We start from the raw sequence: 16984 nt of genomic DNA on the forward strand, positions 1-16984 counted from the left end.
TTTTTCTTCAAAATATCAAATCAAAAAGGCTTCCCATTTTAACGGGAAGCCTTTCTTTTTATATTACAGGTTGTATTTTATGCTTGATTACCTTTCCCAGAAGTAAGGAGGTTCAATACCCAATGCTCTCAAATAAACATAGCCCTGCGCCCGGTGGTGGATTTCATTCTCTAAGAAATACAACAGGTTGTTATTGTTTTGATCTCTATACTGACCAAATAGATTGAAGGTTTCATAGAATTCTTCATCCTTTATCTTTCCGTAAAGTTCATTGATCTTTTCCGTTTGCTCATCCCATAACTTCAACACCTCGTCTTTCGTGGAAACGGAGATGTCATGGTTGAATGGCTTGTCATCACGGTCAACCATGCCTTCCAATCCCGGAAGGGAAACAGTCAACATTTCTTTTAGCATTTCGCCGTAGGTACGCATCCCACCCAAACTAAAACGGAATAACTCTTCTGCCGGAAATTTTTCGATCGTTCTGCGAGTCAGGTTACGATGGCCTTGCCAATGTTTCAAAAACTCGTCTCTGTTTAAAAAAGTTGCTGTGCTCATAATGTTTGTATCTTTAATTCTTAACCAAAATTATGGGCGATAATGACAACCCTTTGTCAACAGAAAAAACAAAAACCAATTATTTTAAAATTCTTCCAACAGGGTAGAGGTTATGGCTATCCTCATAATAAGGACTCCGTTTATAGATCCATTCCAATTGCATGCGCGCACTCTCTGCTAATTTTTGATCCGCTTTCTTGGCCTTCTCAAACTCTTTTTTCAATTGAGGGTCTTTTTTCAATAGTTCAACAGCTTCTTCTTCAAAAATATAGGCCGAAAAATATTCCTTTTGGGATAGGATGGCATCAAAGAAATTCCAATTAAAATAGGAATCAATGGCTTGGGGTTCTAAGGTTTCGATGATGTACCTGTTTTTTTCCTGGTTGGTTTCAATACACCAATCACCTGCGTAAAAAGTACGCTGCATTTTTTTAGCACTAACCTCCACACTATGGTGAGGGTAATGCCCTTCGTATGGATTATTCTGGGTTTTGTAGGAATCGATATAGTACATTTCCACATCCATTAGGGTATCTCTTTCTAATGGATGCATCTGTACCCCATTTATCTGCAATAGATTGACCAAATGATCGTAACCCTGGGGTAGGATATAGGCCTTAGGCTTTTTGATCGTTATTGTTGGCTCGTATGTGGTAAAATAGGGAATGTTTTTCTTGAACGGTTTCTTGCGGTCATAATATAAACGCTCTAATCCACTTACTTGACTTGCCTTTTTACCGGATTCAAAACCTAAAAAGGTAATCGAATCAACTATGGCTGTATTGAGTTTCCAATTGATGGGAAATTCCTTTTGCTGTTTGACGGCCTCTTTGACCGATGATCTGATCGCATGTAGTTCCTGTCCATGTTTTCGGGTTTGCTCATAAAGAATATCCATCAAGTCGTAGGTCGACTTCACCCGATCGGCATAGGGTTTCCACATATGTGTTTCCGGCATGTAGCCAATGGTATGGTGCAAAGCCGCATATCCGGTGGAATATCTCGGGCTTTCCAAAAAAGATACAATCCCCGTTTCTGGGATTTCCCCTTGCGAATTGACATAAGGAATCATCGGGAATCCTCGTTCCTTCATTTTCGCATACATCACTTCCGTGAATTTTTCACGCATAAATGGTGCTAATTGGGGATGTAATTTATCTTTTTGGGTTTCGATAAGGGTCATGGTATACTGATAATCTGCACCATTGCTGGTATGGGTATCAAAAAACACATCTGGATCCCAAGTGTTGAAAATCTCCTGAAACACCCTCGAGTTTCGGGTATCTCCCTTTAGGAAATCTCTATTCAAATCATAATGTTGGGCAGATCCCCTGAATCCATATGCTTCTGGACCATTTTGGTTTACCCTGGATTCCCCTCGGTTCAACATCCCTGCAATATTATAGACCGGAATGACACAAAGGACCAGGTCTTTATCCAACCTCTTCTGTTTAAGGATGTCCCTGATGAACATCATGGAAGCATCAATTCCTTCCGGCTCGCCAGGATGGATGCCATTGTTGATCAACATCACAGTCTTTCCTTTTGCACGGATGCTTTTCGGGTCAAAATCGCCATCCGCAGAAAGTACGATCAATTGAATGGGTTTTCCTACATCGGATTTTCCATAATCAAGAATCTTCATGTCTTTCCTGCCAGAAGCTAATTGTTGGTAGTAAGGTAACAATTCCTCATAGGTACTGGTTATATTTTTACCTCCATGTTTCTCGAAAGGAGTCTGTTGGGCATTTAATTGTTGGTTGTTCATCGCCATTATTAATCCTAAACTCAATAAATAATATTTTATAGGTATGCTCATGCGGTTTCTGGTATTAGGAAAACAAAGCTACTTAATAATAATGAAACGAAATAGGGGCTACCGATTGCTCGATAGCCCCATTTTTAAGGTAAAAACCAGGAGGTATTAAAAGAATAGTCTTTTATTCTTCATGGTATTATGCTTTCCACCTTTTTCTTGCTGATCTAATAATTGTTTCAGTAGGCTCAATCCAAAAGAAACATATTTGGTAATCTTCAGCACTTTCTCCGGAAGTTTTACTGGTGCAGTTAAAATAGCCTGAACCATATCCGTAAATAGATTAATTAGTTTTTTCATTTTTGATTAATTAAACTGTTTTCTAATACGGTTACTTGACTTTTTTCAAATGAATGAATTGACTGTTGGACACCTCTCTTCTGTCTTCATCGCTGACGAATACCCATAAATTGATGTCTATTAGTCCCAAATCATCCTCCAACAAAAACCTTACGCTTTTATCCATGCGTTTAAATGGGGGAGGTGTAACGAATTTGTTGGTAGCTGGATCATAGAATACCAGATGTACGAGATCATCACCTCGTTTCTTCGGTTCTCCTGCAGGGGTTTCCCAGGTTAGTTGAAGGTTTTTATTGTTCGTTGCATCCCTTTCTACTTTCAATTTATGAAGGACATTTAATGATCCCTTGCTCAATTTGATTTTAGAAAGATCGAAATGTTTGATCAGTCCATCTCCAATCATATCAACCTGCATCAAGTTGGATATCGCTTCATTAAATGCTGTACGATCTGTTAATAAATGATCTTGATAACCCATATTGATGATGTTGGTGATGGGTTTCAAAAAGGAGATCGCTTTGGAAAACTTGAAACGGATAGCCGCTTGTTTCTCGGATGGAACGCGATTTACTTTTTTAGGTAAACTTTTGATGACGTCAATGCCTCTCCAAGTGCTACCAACGATGTTTCCGACCTTGCCGGAAAATCCGCCTAAAATACCTTTAAAAATTCTTGCCATGATTTTAATTTTTTTAATTTAATTTTACCATTGCGAGCATGCTTCGCTGTTAATTTTGATATCGATGGCTAAATTATCGTTGGGGAATTGCTGTTGGAAATTTTGAAAGTAATTGATAGTGAATGACTTGTATTGATAGGGTTTGAGTGCTTCGTAAAAAGAATAAAAAAATCAAATCATCTATATTATGAATCCCATTCTCAGAAACATCCTCGCAATTATTGTAGGTTTTGTAATCGGAAGTGCTGTAAACATGTTTTTTATAAGTATTTCTGCTTCAGTTATTCCTATTCCAGAAGGAGTCGATAATACCACGACAGAAGGCCTAAAAGCAGGGTTGCATCTTTTTGAACCCAAACATTTTCTATTTCCTTTCTTGGCGCATGCTTTAGGAACGTTGGTCGGTGCTTTCTTTGCCGCCTGGATTGCAGCAAGCAGAAAACTGCTCTTTGCCATGATTATCGGTTTTCTTTTTATCCTAGGTGGCTTTGTAACTATTTTGGTGCTGCCTTCCCCGATCTGGTTCACGATCGTAGATTTGCTATTCGCTTATTTTCCAATGGCTTGGATTGGTTACTTTTTAGCTCAAAAGAAGAATCAAAAGGTTATCAATAAATTTTAATCTGTTAAATAAATGTTAAAACACATATTTATTGTAACGTATGCAACTATTCTACCGTTATACCTTTGAATTAAAGAAATCTATACGATTTTCATAATTTAGGTTAATAATTGGTTAGTAAAGCCCTGAAGCTCCCCGCTTCAGGGCTTTCGTAATTTATTAAGGTCCTTAAGCTGTTAAAAATTGTTAATCCCTCATCCCAGGTATAACATTGGCTATATACTTGCGTTTATAATAGTGAAAAGCAAAAGAGTAATAGAGTAAAGTAATTTCATAATTTAGGTTAATAATTGGTTTGGTAGAAATCCTGAGGTCCCCACCTCAGGATTTTTTTGTGTATTATTGGTATCTTTGTTGTTTCATCAAACGATTTTATATAGATGTCGATAAAAATTGGAGTTATAGGTAGCGGAAGTTGGGCAACAGCCATGATCAAGATGCTGACCGATAACCAACAAGAAAAACAGATAAATTGGTGGGTTCGCCGGCAAGAGGATTTGGAGTATATTGAAACCTACCATCATAATCCATCCTATTTAAGCGCTGTTGAAATTAAATTGGACAAGATCGATCTTTTCCAAGAAGTTAAGGAGGTGTTTGAAAACTCTGATATCATCATTTTGAACACCCCGGCTGCGTATTTAGAAGATGCGCTTAAGGAATTATCCCCAAACGATTTTCAAAATAAGTTGGTGGTATCTGCCATTAAAGGAATTGTGCCTTCCATTAAAATGATCGTAGGCGAATTCTTGAACAGTAAATTTCAAGTTGCACTAGAGGATATCGTAGTCGTAGGAGGGCCTTGCCATGCCGAAGAAGTGTCTCTGGAAAAATTATCTTATTTGACCTTTGCTTCGAAAAACACGGCAAACTCTGCTGTTGTTGCACAATACTTCCAAACACACTATATTAAAACGGTTGTTTCCAACGATTTATTAGGTGTTGAATATGGGGCAGTACTTAAAAATATATATGCGTTAGCCTGTGGAATATGCCATGGTTTAGGATTTGGTGATAACTTCCAGGCAGTTTTGATTTCGAATGCCATTCGTGAAATGGAGCATTTTGTGAATGTTATTGATCCGCAAAAAAGAGAAATCAATCAATCTGCTTATTTAGGAGACCTTTTAGTGACCTCATATTCTCAATTCAGCAGAAATAGGACCTTCGGAAATATGATTGGAAAGGGCTATTCTGTGAAGTCTGCGCAATTGGAAATGAATATGGTGGCGGAAGGTTATTTTGCATCCGGCTGTATACAGGATATCATCCATGAACACCATTTGGAAATGCCGATCTGCAATACCGTTTACAATATTTTGTATAAGAACCAACCGGCAATATTAGAAGTGAAAAAATTGACCGAACAACTTACGTAATGATCACAAAAGAACAGATTGCTGAAAAATATAAAGAGATCCAGGAGGAGATTACCCAAGCCTTAGAAAAATTGGACGGAAAAGCTGTTTTCCAAGAAGAACTATGGGAAAGAGAAGGTGGAGGTGGGGGTAGGACCCGAATTATTCAACATGGAGATATCCTAGAAAAAGGAGGGGTTAATTTCTCTGCGGTACATGGGGAATTGCCTGCACCGATAAAGAAAGCTTTTGGCGTAGAGGAGGACCAGTTTTTTGCTACTGGAGTATCCATCGTAATCCATCCGAATAATCCTTGGGTACCTATTATCCATATGAATATCCGCTATTTCGAACTCAATGAAAACATCCGATGGTTCGGTGGAGGAATTGATTTAACGCCACACTATGTGATCGAAGAAGATGCTAAGGATTTTCATCAGGCATTGAAAGCGGTTTGTGATCAATATTCCGCTCAATTTTATGAGGAGTTCAAAACCTGGGCGGATAATTATTTCTATATTAAACACAGAAATGAAACCAGAGGGATTGGCGGAATATTCTATGATAAGTTAACTCCCGAAAAAGCTGGGGTTTCCATGGAGGAAATTTTTGATTTTTCTTGTGCTTTAGGTCGGTTGTTCCCAAAAATCTATACCGAAATCGTTAATAGAAATCACGATAAATCCTTTACCAAAGAAGAGAAAGACTGGCAACTGTTACGTCGGGGAAGATACGTAGAATTCAATCTCGTATATGATTCCGGGACAAAATTTGGTTTGGAAACCAATGGAAGGATTGAGTCTATCCTCATGAGCTTACCGGAACAGGCAAACTGGTTCTATAATTTTCAGGCCCAACCAGGTTCTAAAGAAGAGAAAACCCTTGGTCTATTAAAAAAGGGCATTAACTGGGTTGGATAAAAAAACATAAATGATAAAATACGAAAAGTTCGTTCTACCGAATGGATTGCGGGTCTTGGTACACGAAGATCCCCATAGTTCCATGGCATGCATGAATATCCTATATGATGTGGGTGCTCGGGATGAACAAGAAGACAAAACAGGGTTTGCCCATCTGTTCGAACACCTGATGTTCAGTGGGTCGGTTCATATCCCAAGTTATGATCAGCCATTACAACGGGTAGGAGGTGAGAATAATGCCTTTACCTCAAACGATATCACCAATTATTACATTACGCTACCTGCAAATAACCTCGAAACGGCCTTTTGGTTGGAGTCTGATCGGATGATGGGACTCGCTTTCAATGAACAGGGTTTGGAGGTGCAACGAAATGTGGTTATTGAAGAGTTTAAGCAACGCTATCTGAACCAGCCTTACGGCGATGTTTGGTTGAGACTTCGGGAATTAGCCTATCAGGTTCACCCTTACAAATGGGCAACCATAGGTAAGGAAATCAAGCATATTGAAGAGGCAAAAATGGAAGATGTGAAAGCATTTTTCAAGAAATTTTATGCGCCAAACAATGCTATCATGGCCATTACCGGAAATGTAAAGTTAGCGGAGGTTAAACAATTAACCGAAAAATGGTTCGGCGATATTCCAGCTACAGAACCCAATCTGCGAAATATTCCACAGGAGCCACGCCAATTAGCGCCCCGAAAACTGGAAGTGAATGCTGCCGTTCCGGTGGATGCTGTTTATTTGGCTTTCCATACGGTCGATCGTTTACATGATGATTATTACATCGCTGATTTGTTGACCGATGTGTTATCGCGTGGAACTTCCGCAAGGCTATACCGTCGGTTGGTGAAGGAACGGCATCTGTTTTCCGAAGTGAATGCCTATGTGCTGGGAAGTATAGATAATAACCTGATCGTAGTAGAAGGTAAGCCCCATGAGGCGGTGAGTACCGAGGAAGCGGAAAAGGCGCTTTGGCAGGAATTGGAAGCTTTATCTAATGAATCCATCTCGGAAGAGGAATTGACCAAAGTGAAGAACAAAGTAGAATCGACCATGCGTTTTGCAGAATTGTCCATTCTGGATAAGGCCATGAACCTTTCTTTTTATGAGCTTTTGGGAAATGCAGACCTTTATAATCAGGAAATAGAAAAATATATGCAGGTAAGCTGTACCGATATCCAGCGTTTTGCGAAGGAAACTTTTCGAAAAGAGAACTCATCTACGTTAATATATCATGCCCAAAAGAAAGGAGCATATGCTGAATAGATTTGATCCGCCAGCTTTGAAATCGATCGATGAGATCCAAATCGAAAAACCGGAATCATTGGTTTTTAAGAACGGACTGCAGGTGTTTCTTTTTCATGCACCCGAACAGGAGTTGTTGAAAGCAGAATTCGTTTTCAAGAACCTATTTGAAAAACCGGAGAATCCGACCAGGAATTCAGCCTTGAGTTCCATGTTGAAGGAAGGGACTATCAAATTGAGTTCAGCTGAGATTGCTTCGCAGATTGATTTTTATGGTGCTTATCTAGTGCCTGAATTTAGTTATGATCATAATGCATTAACGCTTTATACCCTCAACAAGCATGTACATTCGGTTTTACCGGTGGTGCATGAGGTGCTGACAGCCGCACAGATTCCTCAAAAAGAGTTGGATACCTACATCCGTAACAATAAGCAAAGTCTACAGATCTCCTTGGAGAAATCTGATTTTGTTGCGCGTAGGGCTTTTTATAATCAGCTTTTTGGGAATACCAGGTATGGTCGATCGGTAACCGAGGGAATATTGGATGGATTGACGCGTTCGGATCTTACCCAATTGTACAAAAAACAGATTCAACCTCAGAATGGTGTGTTGTTCTTATCCGGTAATATATCGGAGGAAACATTGGATCTTTTCCGCAATTATTTTGAAAACCAATGGGATGGAACGGAATCGTTGGAATATACCCCATTTCAGAGCGAAGGAAGTCAATTTTTAGATCTACAGGTTATCCAAAAACCGGATGCCATGCAGTCCAGTATTCGATTGGGAAAAGTTTCCATCCAACGGACGCATCCGGATTACCCCGCTCTTCAGTTTGTGAACACAATGTTTGGCGGATATTTTGGTTCTCGGTTGATGGGAAATATCCGAGAGGATAAGGGCTATACGTATAGTATCGGTTCCATGCTTGCCAATTTGAACCATGCCGGATTTTTAAGTATTTCTACGGATGTAGGAACGGAATATACCAAAGCTACACTTGCGGAGATACAAAAGGAGATCGAAAAGCTCCAACAGGAAAAGGCTTCAGAGAAAGAAATGGAATTGGTGCGGAATTATATGTTGGGGAGTATGTTGGGAAGCTTGGAATCTATTTTCTCGCACGTGGATAAGTTCAAGTCGGTATTCTTTTCGGGCTTGGATTTAGGATATTATCATAATTATACGGAGATAATTAAAGAAATAACTCCTGAACAGGTACAGGATCTTGCCCAACAATATCTGGGATTTGATGATATGTTAAAGGTCGTGGTAGGAGAGGTGAAGTAGGTTTTTCTTGTCATCCTGAGTGTATTGCATGTCATCCTGACTACTTTTTCTTGTCATCCTGAGCGAAGTCGAAGGATCTGTTCGTATACCACCTTACAGATCCTTCGACTCCGCTCAGGATGACATAAATGAATATCATCATGCCGATGATAAAACCATCAAAAAATATTAAAATCAAGATTTCATCAAATCCTGAATAGCAACCGATGCCAAGGCTCCACCAAATGCAGCTGGCAAATAAGACATCGTTCCATAGGCCGATTTCTTAAAATTACTTCCATCCGTATACAACAACGATTCCTTATCTGGAAGTTCAGTTGAAAAAACTACTTTCACGCCCTTCTTAATCCCATGTTTTTTCAGCTTCTTTCTAATATGCTGGGCCAACTTACAATTATACGTCTTTCCAATATCCGATATCTTCAATTTTGTAGGATCCAATTTCCCGCCAGCACCCATGGAACTCACAAATGGAATCTTAGCATCCAACGCCAAGCGGATAAAAAATAACTTCGGCGTGATACTATCAATCGCCTCCACACAATAATCAGGTTTCAGTTCTAATAGTCCGGGGATACTTTGCGGAAGGATGAATTCTTGGATAACATTCAATTCCAACTCGGGGTTAATGGCCAATAACCGTTCTTTCATGATCTGTGCTTTGGGCTCGCCATGATTGGTCGCCAATGCCGGCAATTGCCTGTTCCTATTGCTGGGATCTACCGTATCTGCGTCGATAATGGTCATTTTTCCAACACCAGAACGACATAAAAATTCGGCTGCAAACGAACCAACACCGCCTAAACCCAATACCATAACATGGGAATTTGCCAATTTCTCTAATGCTTCCCGACCAACCAATGCTTCGGTCCGGGAAAGCCAAGATAAATCCATCATGAATTATAAACTATAGTTAAAAACCTCCGTGAAATTTTTTGTAATCTGCTCTTCCAATTCTTTCTTGTCCACTTTTCGAGCGTGGCAAAAATAAGCATAAATATCGGAGATTTTAACCTGTTTATCGTCTGTTTCTAAGAATAAACGGTCTAAAGGGATGTTTTGTACAAGTTCTTCATGCTGCCCTTTTAAGATCAGGGGGCCTAGGGAAAGGTAATAACCATGGTGCAACAGGCTTTTAGCGAGTTCCCAATTCTTTGCGAAACCATGGAATACAACGGGAACATCGGTTTTTAAGCGCATCAAGGAGGTCAGTACCTCGGAATAGGACCGTACGCAATGAATCACCAAGGGTTTTTGAACTTCTATTGCCAATTCAATTTGCCGTTCAAAAGCCATTGTTTGTCGTTCAAGTGATGGCCCGTTCATTTTATCCAAGCCACATTCGCCTACAGCAATAACGCCCTCTTTGGCCACATAGATTTTTAGCGCTTCAAATTGTTTCTCGAAGTTTTCATCGATATACCAAGGATGAATGCCTGCACAACATGGGGTCTGCGTCAGGTAATCCTTCGAAACGATCACATTTGGAATTTCCAGATGCTTACTGTCTGCATAGGGATGATGGGTATGGATGTTGATATACACGAGATGTAAAATTAGGAATTAATCCTGATTAAGCTTCAATTTCCTCACAACGCTCAAATTCAAGGACCACGATGCCTGAGGTGGTATCGATCTTGAACCGTTTCCGACTATGATCCACATCAAAAGTCTTATCGATTTCCGGTACTACCTCCGATACTTCTAAGATTACCGGGTAGCCTTCATAAGGGATTTCTGAACGGGAATAATGGGTAACATGGTCAAATCGGAACTTTTTCTCCTGCGCATGGTCACCTAATTCACTATCTACCAATAGGGTCACCACTAGACTTTGTGTCATGGAATCCTCTTCTGTGCGAACGATTTCAGCGTCCAATAATGCATTAATGTCAATTGCCATAGCTGTTACCTATAAAGTTAAAACTAACGTTGCTGTATATGCAAATAACAGTTGAAGCCCAGTTTCTGTTTTATATATTAATTAAAACTGAAAACAAAATTCCGGTTCTTAAGATCCTGAATCACTTTTTTAAGCAATTCTTGTTTGGGATCCAAGGTAGATTTAACCTGAAACCTTTTTATAAATGGATGCTTTCCAGGAGTATTGTCCTGTGAATTTGATGTAGGCTGGTTTTTACGATTGAACATAAGCCATCTCCTTTTTTTGATTGTTTATACTGGTTATTGTCAGTCTATTTAGCATAGGAAGCTATCACTGACCTATTAAAGATAATGAAATTTTAAAAAAGGAATGCATATCTTCGTTACAAAATTCAAGCTTTGTTAAAAATCGCCCATCATACTGCATATATCCATCCATTGCCTGAGGGACATCGATTTCCAATGCTAAAATATGAATTGATCCCCGCCCAATTACTCCATGAAGGTGTAGTAAATAAGGAAAGTTTTTTTGAACCAGGACTCGTCGATCGGGAAACCGTCTATCTTGCACATGATAAAGCTTATGTGGATGATCTCCTGGATCTTCGATTGGACCCCAAGATGGTGAGGAGGATAGGATTCCCCATGTCCAAAAGTTTGGTGGATCGGGAGCTTTATCTGATTGATGGTACGATCAAGGCTTGCAAAGAAGCGTTTAAGTATGGGGTGGCTTTCAATACCGCAGGTGGCACCCATCACGCCGGAAAGGATTTTGGTGAAGGCTTTTGTTTGTTGAACGATCAGGCGGTTGCAGCGGCCTATCTATATGAACATAAATTGGCAAAGAAAATCCTGATCATTGATTTGGATGTACACCAGGGAAATGGAACAGCCCATATTTTCGAGGATCATCCGAATATCATCACTTTTTCCATCCATGGGGAGAAAAACTTCCCTTTTAAAAAAGAAAAATCCCATTTTGACCTTGCTTTATCCGATGGAATAGATGATATGGCCTATTTAGATATCTTGTTAAAAGCCTTGGAGAAGGTAATGGATTTTGCAGAACCTGATTTTGTATTCTATCAAGCTGGGGTAGATGTGCTGGCCACCGATAAACTAGGTAAATTTAATTTAAGTCCTACAGGATGCAAACAGCGCGATATGATGGTCTTCCAATGCTGTAAGGAAAGGGGTATTCCAGTAGAAGTAAGTATGGGGGGAGGTTATTCGCCCCAGATTAAGGATATTGTCAATGCACATGTGAACACCTACCGTAGTGCAATTGATGTTTTTGATTTATAAATTAGTATTATGTTTTTTCACCAAGACGCAAATTTTGAACATTTAATCATACATCATGTGGGAAATAAAGCCCAGGATGAATTTTATACCCTATCTGATAACGAGATTGACTTGCAATCTGATGAAGTTTTGACTGATCTTTTGATGCAATATTTCATGCGTCCCTTTGCCAAGGCAAATGAAGTCTATCGCTTTTACCATCCCAATGATGAATTGGAATTGAACGAACTGTATTATTTTTCGAAACAATGGTTCGATAAAAAGATTTCCTTTTTGGATTTTTCGCATGCCATCGCCAAGTTCTTATTTGAAGTAACCGAGCATCCAAAGATCAAGTCGGGAGAATTATATGTCGTAGCCTTAGATAATGTGCAGATGGAAGGCGAGGAGCATCAGGCCATCGGTATCTTTAAGTCAGAAAATAAGGAGGCATATTTGAAAGTGTTTCCGCAGCAGGATGGCCTGAACGTAAGCTATGAGCAACAGGCTATCAATATCAATAAATTGGATAAAGGGGTAGTAATCATTAATACAGAACAGGAAGAAGGCTATAAGGTGTTATGTCTTGACCAAACCAATGGATCTGAAGCGGTTTATTGGAAGGATGATTTTCTGAAGATCAAAACCCGTAATGATAATTTCCAACAGACTGGCAATTTGATGAAGGTTTATAAAAACTTTGTCAATGAGAAAATTGATGAGGTTTTTGATATGGATAAAGCGGATAAGATTGATTTGTTGAATCGATCCATGAATTACTTCAAATCCAAGGAAACCTTTGATGAACAGGAATTTAATGAGGAGGTAATCTCCAATCCAGAGGCCATCAGTTTATTCAAGGATTATAAGCAATCTTTTGAGGATGAATTTGAAACTCCTTTTCAATCCAATTTTGATATTGCAGGAAATGCTGTAAAGAAAATGGCAAGTAGTTATAAGTCTGTTTTGAAATTGGATAAGAACTTTCATATTTATGTGCATGGCAAAAGGGAATTGTTGGAAAAGGGATATGATGAGGATAAAGGAATGAATTATTATAAATTATACTTCGAAAACGAAGATTAAAACATGTGGAATAGGGCCATTAAGAATAGATTGATTTGGTTAACTGTATTGGTGTTGTTGACCATTGGGTTGAATGTGCTAATGGCTTTTCCTGAATGGATTGAAGTTAATTATAGTCGAACATTCTATCCGATTTTCAGTTACCTGCCAAAGTTTCTATTCTCTTGGATTCCTTTTAGTGTAGGCGATCTGTTTTATGCCGGGATTGTCGTTTTTCTCTTAGTGTTATTGGGGAAAAGTATTGTCAGCTTATTTAAAAAGAAATTCTCGGAAAGTTTGAAGGCATTTTTGACGCTTCTTGTTAGTTTGTTGGGAATATATGCATTTTTTAATATTTCTTGGGGCTTGAATTATTACCGTATTCCAGTCAGTAAACAGATGGGAATTGCAGTGGATACGGTACGTTTGGAAGATCATCTGACTGTACTGGAGGCTCATATAGAAACGGCTAATTTATTAAGGAGTGGATTGGATTGGAGGAATCAAGATAGATCGGGAATAAATCAGGACATAGAAGGGTTGATGCAGGATGATGTGGTTTTTCCGATGCTTTCGAATAGTCAAGTGAAGATTAAGAACCCTTTGTTCAATAGTTTTGCTTCTTATATGGGCGTATCGGGATATTTTAATCCTTTTACGCATGAGGCACATATTAATGGGGCGATGCCAATGGCGGGATATCCATTTACGGTAAGTCATGAATTGGCACATCAGATGGGGATTGGATTTGAGGATGAATGTAATTTTATTGCTTTTGTGAAATTAAAGGATCATCAGAATTCTTTTTACAGGTATGCAGCGTATTATGAAAGTGTGAGGTATTTGCTGAATTCGCTTTATTTGGTGGATAAGGGTTTGTTTGAACAGTATAAGGATAGACTGTCGGAGAAGGTGTTGGCAGACTTAAAAGAGGAGCAGGAGTATTGGAAAAGATATACTGGATGGATTTCCGATGTTTCTGGATTGTTTTATGATCAGTATTTAAAGCATAATAATCAAGCAGAGGGAATGGCGAGGTATGGGATGGTAAGTAGGTTGATTATTAATTATTCGGTGCGGGACTTGATTAGATAATAATCAATGCGAGGAGATACTACCGCGTCATTGCGAGGAACGAAGCAATCTTTCGATTAGTGAAAAGATTGCTTCGTCGTACCTCCTCGCAATGACGCAGAGCTCGCAATGACGCCCAACCCCATTTTTTATACCGAGAAACTTTCTCCGCAAGCGCAGGTTCTGGAAGCATTTGGATTATGAAATTCAAAACCCTTTCCATTCAACCCATCCGAATAATCCAATTCCGTTCCGGCTAAATACAAATACGATTTAATATCCAAACAAATCTTAACCCCATTATCCTCAAAAAACTGATCGCCTTTTTTCTCCTCATTATCAAAATGAAGCTTATAGGATAACCCAGAGCATCCTCCACTTTCTACCGCTACTCTCACAAAATAACTTGAATCATAATTCTCATCACTCATGATCTTTGCTACACGTTCTTTTGCTTTATCTGTTATGGTAACCATCTTTTAATCCTTTTTATAAAATACAAAGTTAATCAATTTATTAGTTCCTCCGATTTGGCATTCATCTTAAAATTGTCATATTGACCGAATAACAATAACCGATGAACAGTATTCAACAAACAGTAAAGGACGAAACCTACAATAATCCTTCCTTATACATCTGCCAGATAGGAGAGGAATTCCGAATACCATCCACCGCTTTTTTCAATTGTAAAATCGCTTCATCAATCTCTTCCAATTCATTATACCTACTGAAACTAAACCTTAAACTGCAATAAGCCTCCTCATCCGATAATCCCATCGCTTTCAACACATGAGATGGATCACGATCGCCCGAAACACAGGCTGAACCAGAAGAAATACAGATTTCTGGAACTTTCGTCATCAATTCTGAACCTCTGACATAGGTAAAATGCACATTGGATGTATTCGGCAAACGATCCGCTTCCTTACCATGGATATTAACCTCCGGAATTTCCTGCGCGATCTTTTCTTCAAAATAATCCCTAAGATTTCCCAAAGAATGAGCCTCCTGTGCCAAAAAGAGAGCTTCCCCCAAACCTACGATCTGCGGAACGGCATATGTCCCCCCACGGAAACCATGTTCTTGATTTCCACCAACAATCAACGCTGGAATCTGTATCGGTTTGCTTTTTCTTCTGACAAATAAAGCTCCCGAACCTTTTGGTCCATGAAATTTATGGGCACTCAAACAGAGGATATCGATCGGAACCTCCGCCAAATTCAACGGCAATTTTCCTATCCATTGCGTAGCATCACAAAAAAACAACACATCTTTCTTAGCACAGATCTCCGCAATTTCTAAAATCGGATGAAGTACACCAGTTTCATTATTTCCAGCCATCAGACAGACCAGGATCGTATCTTCCCGGATACTATTTTCCAATTCTTTTAAATCAATTAACCCATTCCCATCAGATCCCAAAAACTGAATTTCGGCACCTGACTTTTCAACAGCTGAACACGCGCTTAATACCGCTTTATGTTCCGTTCTACAAGTTATGATATGCTTACCTTTCTTTTGGTAGGCCTGAAAAACCCCTTTGATTACGGTATTAATAGCTTCGGTAGATCCACTGCAAAAGAATATCTCCTTGGCTTGACAGGAAAGTACTTCCGCAACCTGGTTTCTTGCTCGTTCTACTGCATGATTTGCCTGCCGACCTAATTTATGCTGTATACTGGATGCATTTCCATAGGATTCGCGCAGATAGGGTAACATCGAATCCAAAACCCGATCATCCAACTTTGTGGTCGCATTATTGTCAAAATATAATAATCCCATCTGATAAAGTTATTTAAAATATCCCCATACATCGCAAAAACGCTTATAATTTTTAATTTTGCGATTCAGATTAAATCACACTATATGAAAGTTGTAAATATTGAAGCAAGTTTAGAACGTTTAATTGATAATACCATCCAAGCAATACCATCGGTTTTGATCGGATTAGGTATCTTATTTCTTGGAAAATACATCATTCGCTTTATCTTAAAATTAATCGATAGAAGGTTTGAAAGAAGGAATGTGGACATGTCCATCCGTACCTTCATCAAAAGCATCGTTAAGATTTGTTTATATGTTTTTCTTTACCTTACAGCAGCAGGCGTAATGGGTATTCAAACCACTTCATTTGTGGCTGCCCTGGGTGCTTTTGGTCTAGCAGTTGGTATGGCTCTGCAAGGAAGTCTTTCTAATTTCGCGGGTGGGGTTTTGATTCTTTTATTTAGACCATTTGATGTAGGTGATTATATTTCAAGTGCTAATGGATCCTCTGGAACAGTGGAACGTATCGATTTATTGTACACCACATTAATTGACGATGATGGTATCCGGGTATTCAGTCCTAATGGTACGTTGGCCAACTCTGTTATCAAGAACTTTACAAAAATTGCGGCACGGAGAATGCAGTTTTCCTTGGTGATATCTTATGATACCAATATCAAACAGGCACGTGAAATGATCCTGCAGACGATTGCCAAAGAATCTCGCGTATTGGACAAGCCGAAGGCTGAAGTGTTAGTAGGGGACTTGAAAGAGTCTGGAATTACCTTAAATATCCGTTTATGGACAAAACGTGAAGATTATTGGGCAACCAAGAACGAATTAGGGGAAGAAATCAAGAATGTCTTAGAAAACCAAGCTGTGACATTCCCGATCAATACAGTGAAGATGTTAAAGGATGAATCGGGTGATAATCCTGTAATAGAGGCTTAATCCTTTGAAAGAAGTCTAATCCATCGAGTTCACCAACACAAAATATCGGTAAGCTACAACGGCCTGTTGTAGCTTACTTAATTTTGAGGGATCCTTCTTGCTATAACTCGGCAAGATTTTTTGATTAATACTGTTCAATATTTTAAAGAATCCTTTCTTCATGATGTTGTTT

Annotated in this window: 20 protein-coding genes; 9 read left to right on the forward strand and 11 right to left on the reverse strand. The window is 39.1% G+C overall.

Annotated features, from left to right (window positions below; genetic code table 11):
• Positions 1-87: 87 nt before the first annotated feature.
• From E3D81_RS13645 to E3D81_RS13660, 4 genes are all read right to left on the reverse strand, one after another.
• Positions 88-558, reverse strand: a complete 471-nt coding sequence (locus E3D81_RS13645; protein ID WP_134777803.1) for a DinB family protein — start codon at positions 556-558, stop codon at positions 88-90.
• Positions 559-637: 79 nt separating this feature from the next.
• Positions 638-2377, reverse strand: a complete 1740-nt coding sequence (locus E3D81_RS13650) for a M14 family zinc carboxypeptidase (RefSeq protein WP_245153221.1) — start codon at positions 2375-2377, stop codon at positions 638-640.
• 105 nt (positions 2378-2482) lie between these two features.
• A complete protein-coding gene (locus E3D81_RS13655; protein ID WP_134777804.1) occupies positions 2483-2674 on the reverse strand; it encodes a hypothetical protein in 192 nt (63 codons plus the stop codon).
• A gap of 31 nt (positions 2675-2705) precedes the next feature.
• Positions 2706-3353: a DUF6266 family protein gene (locus tag E3D81_RS13660; protein ID WP_134777805.1), complete on the reverse strand. Its 648-nt coding sequence runs from the start codon at positions 3351-3353 to the stop codon at positions 2706-2708.
• Between the two features lie 187 nt (positions 3354-3540).
• On the opposite strand from E3D81_RS13660, the gene E3D81_RS13665 reads away from it, so the two are divergent.
• The 5 genes from E3D81_RS13665 (at position 3541) to E3D81_RS13685 (ending at position 8790) form a co-directional block, all read left to right on the forward strand.
• A complete protein-coding gene (locus tag E3D81_RS13665; protein WP_134777806.1) occupies positions 3541-3975 on the forward strand; it encodes a hypothetical protein in 435 nt (144 codons plus the stop codon).
• A gap of 380 nt (positions 3976-4355) precedes the next feature.
• A complete protein-coding gene (locus tag E3D81_RS13670; RefSeq protein ID WP_134777807.1) occupies positions 4356-5354 on the forward strand; it encodes an NAD(P)H-dependent glycerol-3-phosphate dehydrogenase in 999 nt (332 codons plus the stop codon).
• Entirely contained in the window at positions 5354-6253 is a 900-nt protein-coding gene (gene hemF, locus E3D81_RS13675; RefSeq protein WP_134777808.1) for an oxygen-dependent coproporphyrinogen oxidase, read from the forward strand. Before E3D81_RS13670 ends, hemF begins: the two co-directional genes overlap by 1 nt.
• Before the next feature lie 10 nt (positions 6254-6263).
• Positions 6264-7520, forward strand: coding sequence for a M16 family metallopeptidase (locus E3D81_RS13680; RefSeq protein ID WP_134777809.1), 1257 nt, complete (start codon positions 6264-6266; stop codon positions 7518-7520).
• The gene (locus tag E3D81_RS13685; RefSeq protein WP_245153222.1) at positions 7489-8790 is read left to right on the forward strand and encodes a M16 family metallopeptidase; all 1302 of its coding nucleotides are present in this window, start codon (positions 7489-7491) and stop codon (positions 8788-8790) included. Before E3D81_RS13680 ends, E3D81_RS13685 begins: the two co-directional genes overlap by 32 nt.
• Before the next feature lie 174 nt (positions 8791-8964).
• Here the strand turns inward: E3D81_RS13685 and E3D81_RS13690 are convergent, their stop codons facing one another.
• The 4 genes from E3D81_RS13690 to E3D81_RS17250 form a co-directional block, all read right to left on the reverse strand.
• Positions 8965-9687 carry a ThiF family adenylyltransferase gene (locus E3D81_RS13690; protein ID WP_099365671.1) on the reverse strand — a complete coding sequence of 241 codons (723 nt, stop codon included), beginning with the start codon at positions 9685-9687 and terminating at the stop codon, positions 8965-8967.
• Between the two features lie 3 nt (positions 9688-9690).
• Entirely contained in the window at positions 9691-10335 is a 645-nt protein-coding gene (locus E3D81_RS13695) for a TatD family hydrolase (protein ID WP_167554309.1), read from the reverse strand.
• Positions 10336-10363: 28 nt separating this feature from the next.
• On the reverse strand, positions 10364-10693 hold the full coding sequence (locus E3D81_RS13700) for a hypothetical protein (protein WP_134777811.1): 330 nt from the start codon (positions 10691-10693) through the stop codon (positions 10364-10366).
• Between the two features lie 77 nt (positions 10694-10770).
• On the reverse strand, positions 10771-10941 hold the full coding sequence (locus E3D81_RS17250) for a hypothetical protein (protein WP_167554310.1): 171 nt from the start codon (positions 10939-10941) through the stop codon (positions 10771-10773).
• Positions 10942-11073: 132 nt separating this feature from the next.
• Between E3D81_RS17250 and E3D81_RS13705 the strand changes: the two genes are divergently transcribed.
• From E3D81_RS13705 to E3D81_RS13715, 3 genes are read left to right on the forward strand one after another with little or no spacing between them, the layout of a single operon-like run.
• Positions 11074-11979 (forward strand): histone deacetylase, encoded by a 906-nt coding sequence (locus E3D81_RS13705; protein WP_245153223.1) that lies wholly within the window; start codon positions 11074-11076, stop codon positions 11977-11979.
• Between the two features lie 9 nt (positions 11980-11988).
• The gene (locus E3D81_RS13710; RefSeq protein WP_134777812.1) at positions 11989-13044 is read left to right on the forward strand and encodes a nucleoid-associated protein; all 1056 of its coding nucleotides are present in this window, start codon (positions 11989-11991) and stop codon (positions 13042-13044) included.
• 3 nt (positions 13045-13047) lie between these two features.
• Positions 13048-14118 carry a DUF3810 domain-containing protein gene (locus tag E3D81_RS13715; protein ID WP_134777813.1) on the forward strand — a complete coding sequence of 357 codons (1071 nt, stop codon included), beginning with the start codon at positions 13048-13050 and terminating at the stop codon, positions 14116-14118.
• Between the two features lie 128 nt (positions 14119-14246).
• Here E3D81_RS13715 and E3D81_RS13720 read toward each other — a convergent pair whose 3' ends face one another.
• Positions 14247-14573 (reverse strand): HesB/IscA family protein, encoded by a 327-nt coding sequence (locus tag E3D81_RS13720; protein ID WP_099365666.1) that lies wholly within the window; start codon positions 14571-14573, stop codon positions 14247-14249.
• 136 nt (positions 14574-14709) lie between these two features.
• Positions 14710-15879: a cysteine desulfurase family protein gene (locus E3D81_RS13725; RefSeq protein ID WP_134777814.1), complete on the reverse strand. Its 1170-nt coding sequence runs from the start codon at positions 15877-15879 to the stop codon at positions 14710-14712.
• Between the two features lie 84 nt (positions 15880-15963).
• On the opposite strand from E3D81_RS13725, the gene E3D81_RS13730 reads away from it, so the two are divergent.
• Positions 15964-16812 carry a mechanosensitive ion channel family protein gene (locus E3D81_RS13730; RefSeq protein WP_134777815.1) on the forward strand — a complete coding sequence of 283 codons (849 nt, stop codon included), beginning with the start codon at positions 15964-15966 and terminating at the stop codon, positions 16810-16812.
• 15 nt (positions 16813-16827) lie between these two features.
• On the opposite strand, the gene E3D81_RS17255 is transcribed toward E3D81_RS13730, so the two are convergent.
• A complete protein-coding gene (locus E3D81_RS17255) occupies positions 16828-16974 on the reverse strand; it encodes a hypothetical protein (protein WP_167554311.1) in 147 nt (48 codons plus the stop codon).
• Positions 16975-16984: the final 10 nt, after the last annotated feature.

The organism is Sphingobacterium sp. CZ-2, from assembly GCF_004526235.1.
GTDB classification, from domain to species: Bacteria; Bacteroidota; Bacteroidia; order Sphingobacteriales; family Sphingobacteriaceae; genus Sphingobacterium; species Sphingobacterium tenebrionis.

Excerpts from the sequence above, each read along its gene's own strand:
- E3D81_RS13645 (WP_134777803.1), bottom strand. The coding sequence starts at position 558 with ATGAGCACAGCAACTTTTTTAAACAGAGACGAGTTTTTGAAACATTGG.
- E3D81_RS13650 (WP_245153221.1), bottom strand. The coding sequence starts at position 2,377 with ATGAGCATACCTATAAAATATTATTTATTGAGTTTAGGATTAATAATG.
- E3D81_RS13655 (WP_134777804.1), bottom strand. The coding sequence starts at position 2,674 with ATGAAAAAACTAATTAATCTATTTACGGATATGGTTCAGGCTATTTTA.
- E3D81_RS13660 (WP_134777805.1), bottom strand. The coding sequence starts at position 3,353 with ATGGCAAGAATTTTTAAAGGTATTTTAGGCGGATTTTCCGGCAAGGTC.
- E3D81_RS13665 (WP_134777806.1), top strand. The coding sequence starts at position 3,541 with ATGAATCCCATTCTCAGAAACATCCTCGCAATTATTGTAGGTTTTGTA.
- E3D81_RS13670 (WP_134777807.1), top strand. The coding sequence starts at position 4,356 with ATGTCGATAAAAATTGGAGTTATAGGTAGCGGAAGTTGGGCAACAGCC.
- hemF (WP_134777808.1), top strand. The coding sequence starts at position 5,354 with ATGATCACAAAAGAACAGATTGCTGAAAAATATAAAGAGATCCAGGAG.
- E3D81_RS13680 (WP_134777809.1), top strand. The coding sequence starts at position 6,264 with ATGATAAAATACGAAAAGTTCGTTCTACCGAATGGATTGCGGGTCTTG.
- E3D81_RS13685 (WP_245153222.1), top strand. The coding sequence starts at position 7,489 with ATGCCCAAAAGAAAGGAGCATATGCTGAATAGATTTGATCCGCCAGCT.
- E3D81_RS13690 (WP_099365671.1), bottom strand. The coding sequence starts at position 9,687 with ATGATGGATTTATCTTGGCTTTCCCGGACCGAAGCATTGGTTGGTCGG.
- E3D81_RS13700 (WP_134777811.1), bottom strand. The coding sequence starts at position 10,693 with ATGGCAATTGACATTAATGCATTATTGGACGCTGAAATCGTTCGCACA.
- E3D81_RS17250 (WP_167554310.1), bottom strand. The coding sequence starts at position 10,941 with ATGTTCAATCGTAAAAACCAGCCTACATCAAATTCACAGGACAATACT.
- E3D81_RS13710 (WP_134777812.1), top strand. The coding sequence starts at position 11,989 with ATGTTTTTTCACCAAGACGCAAATTTTGAACATTTAATCATACATCAT.
- E3D81_RS13715 (WP_134777813.1), top strand. The coding sequence starts at position 13,048 with ATGTGGAATAGGGCCATTAAGAATAGATTGATTTGGTTAACTGTATTG.
- E3D81_RS13720 (WP_099365666.1), bottom strand. The coding sequence starts at position 14,573 with ATGGTTACCATAACAGATAAAGCAAAAGAACGTGTAGCAAAGATCATG.
- E3D81_RS13725 (WP_134777814.1), bottom strand. The coding sequence starts at position 15,879 with ATGGGATTATTATATTTTGACAATAATGCGACCACAAAGTTGGATGAT.
- E3D81_RS13730 (WP_134777815.1), top strand. The coding sequence starts at position 15,964 with ATGAAAGTTGTAAATATTGAAGCAAGTTTAGAACGTTTAATTGATAAT.
- E3D81_RS17255 (WP_167554311.1), bottom strand. The coding sequence starts at position 16,974 with ATGAAGAAAGGATTCTTTAAAATATTGAACAGTATTAATCAAAAAATC.